Annotated in this window: 2 protein-coding genes; both read right to left on the bottom strand. The window is 56.4% G+C overall.

The genetic code is table 11. The features are described from left to right. On the bottom strand, positions 1–396 hold a 396-nt coding region (locus IQ273_RS32270; protein WP_194027166.1), incomplete at its 3' end, for an exodeoxyribonuclease VII large subunit. A gap of 112 nt (positions 397–508) precedes the next feature. Further along, positions 509–2335: a diguanylate cyclase domain-containing protein gene (locus IQ273_RS32265; protein ID WP_194027165.1), complete on the bottom strand. Its 1827-nt coding sequence runs from the start codon at positions 2333–2335 to the stop codon at positions 509–511. Positions 2336–2759 lie beyond the last annotated feature (424 nt).

Genomic DNA, 2759 nt, shown 5'->3' with positions numbered 1-2759 from the left:
CTCGGCGGCCAGCCGCTGGCGCAGCTGGCGGTAGCGCAGAGCTTTGAGCCCATCGCCGCTGGGCAGTACCTGCCACACCGTGAGCTGATAGCTGCTGCGCTGGGGGTAGACCTTGACTGTGCCGAGGGCAATCACCTGTTCGCCCAATGTAGGTATGGTGGTCAGGCGAGCCTGCTGGCTGCGCCAGGCTACGGCATTGATAGCAGCCCCGGTATCGGGGTCAGTGAGGGTAAAAAACAGCCCCTTGGCGTGGTTGTTGGCGCTAGAGACATCCCCCACGACCCAAACCTGGCGCAGGGTGGGGTCATCCTCAAGCACGGCTTTAATGTAGTCAACCAGGCCGCCCACGCTCAGGGCAGCAGGGGTGGTGGCCGAGGTCAGGTCAAAAGGAGTCATAACAGGTTGGGGTAAGCCAACCTCTAGTGTGAGCCAGAGCGCGGTGAACATCAACCTAGCTAGAGGCCGTTTGGAGGGTGATGGAATAGGGCGATCGCCTCTGCGGTTGGGGCTAGCTCAGGCGATCGCCTACCACATAGCCGTTGCGGCCCTGAGCCTTGGCCTGGTAGAGGGCTAAATCAGTTTGGTGAACCAATTCGCGGGGAGAGTGCTCTTTGAGTGAGGGGCGGTGGCACACGACACCAAAGCTGAGGGTGATCACCTCAGCTACTTGGGAATAGGCGTGGGGTCGCTGACACTGGGCGATCGCCGCCTGGATTTTTTCGATGATCTCAACAGCCCCATCGGTGGTTGTATTGGGCAGCAGCAGTACAAATTCTTCACCGCCGTAGCGGGCGGCCAGGTCACCAGGTCGCTGCACTACGGTGTTCAAAACCTGAGCCACCTGGCGCAGGCAGTCGTCACCAGCGAGGTGGCCGTAGTTGTCGTTGTAGGGTTTGAAGTAATCGATGTCGCAGAGAATTAGCGACAGAAACGTCTGCTGGCGGCGAGCCCGCTGCCATTCTAAATCGAGCGCCTGGTCAAAACTGCGGCGGTTGGCGATCTCAGTCAGGCCGTCTACAGTAGCCAACCGGTTTAGCTCGGCGTTGACCAATTTGAGCTTTTGGTTCAGGTCAGCCTGGGCGGCTTCGGCCTGCCTGCGCTCGGTAATGTCGCGCACAATGACCAATACTTCGTCAGCATTAATCGGCACCACCCGCGATTCTTCGTAGCGCAGCTCGTTGTTGATTTCTATGGCGTGCTCGTAGCGCTGATGGGTACCGGTATCGAGGGCAAGCTGTACGAAGCGCATGCGCTGGTTAGCCAGGTGGCGAGGAAATGAGTGGTAAATCGTCTGACGCTGGTCGGGGGCAATCGGCCCATAGAGCGTAATATCGCCGCCAGAAATGAGGTTGAGAATACGGCCAGCCCGATCGACTCGCATCATCAGGTCGGGAATGGCGTCTAGAATAATTTGCTGGGTGATCTGGTGGTCTTTTAAGGCCTGTTCGACCTGTTTGCGATCGCTAATATCGGTCGTCGTACCGTCGATTCGGATGGGTTTACCAGCATCGTCACGAACTAGGCGGGCCTGCCCCCGCACCCAGCGCTGAACGCCATCGGCCCGAAAGATGCGATATTCGCGATCGATTTTGGCGTCCTCCATGAGGGCCTCAATATCGGCCATCAGCAAGGGTCTATCCTCGGGGTGAATACAGCTAAACCACAGGTTGGCGTCGGTCAAAAAAGCCTCAGCAGAATAGCCGTAGAGGGTTTCGACAGTGGCATTGGCGTAGATAGTTTCCAACGTTTCGGGGTGTACCGACCACACGACGCACTCTAGAGAATTGAGAATGCTGTCAGTGCGCCGCTGCTGCGATCGCAGGGCAGCCTCAGTTCGCTGTAATTTTTCAGAGTTGCTGATAATCCACTGCTCTAGGTGGCGAGACAGGTTGTCGCGTTCGGTTTCTGTGCGCCTGCGCTCGGCAATATCTCGCAAACTAAACAGGTGATGATTGGGGTAGACGTGGGCCGTAGCGGCAAACTCCACCGTTTTGGCGACCCCACTGTCGAGCCGCAGCAGCAGCTCATTCCGCAGCTGCCCGACAGCTATCAAAGTCTGCCAAAGGCCTGCAAAAGCTGTGCCGGGCAGCAGAAAGTCGGCGATTCGTCGCCCGACTAAAGCCTGCCGAGGCAGCTCTAGCAGCGCACAGCCCGCTCTATTGACCTCAACACAGACACCCTTATCATTGACAATCAGCATGGCATCGAGGGCAGACTCAAACAGCGTCTGCCAGGGCGGGGCTGCGGCTAGCTCGGAGGTGGCGATCGCCCCCGCTGCCTCTGCCGCCCCCGCTGCCTCTGCCGCGCTAGCGCCTACCCTGAATCGATCGGCCAAGGTAGGCTCTAACTGATTAGATGAAGGGAGCGGTTCAGCAGGCAAGAGATTAAAATCCGAAGCAATTAATCGTAACCTTAAGTTCGGCAAAGAGAAGAGCGCCGCCCAAAAAGCTGAGGGTCACTCTCAAAATACTGAAACTTGAGCCCACCAGCCATGTCCTTAAGTTTAACGCACCTCAATTGGATCCAAATCTTCTGCAACATTGATAATACTTATCAAGACCTTCCCTAAGAAATAATGATTTTATTAAATCCATGTTTTGCAGACTAGGCATCCTGGCTAACTGTGGACAGCTGAGACGGCTATCCCACAGTACCTAGATCCCCGATCCTAAAAGTGTTCCCTATGAGTACTCCCTAAGAATGCTCCCTAAGCAGAATAGATCTAGTACTCGACGGCTGAAATATGCCCACCACTCCGA

Origin of the sequence: Nodosilinea sp. LEGE 07298 (genome assembly GCF_015207265.1) — a bacterium.
GTDB lineage: Bacteria > Cyanobacteriota > Cyanobacteriia > Phormidesmidales > Phormidesmidaceae > Nodosilinea.
The sequence above is the reverse complement of the archived record's forward strand: the minus strand, read 5'-3'. Positions and strand labels throughout refer to the sequence as shown.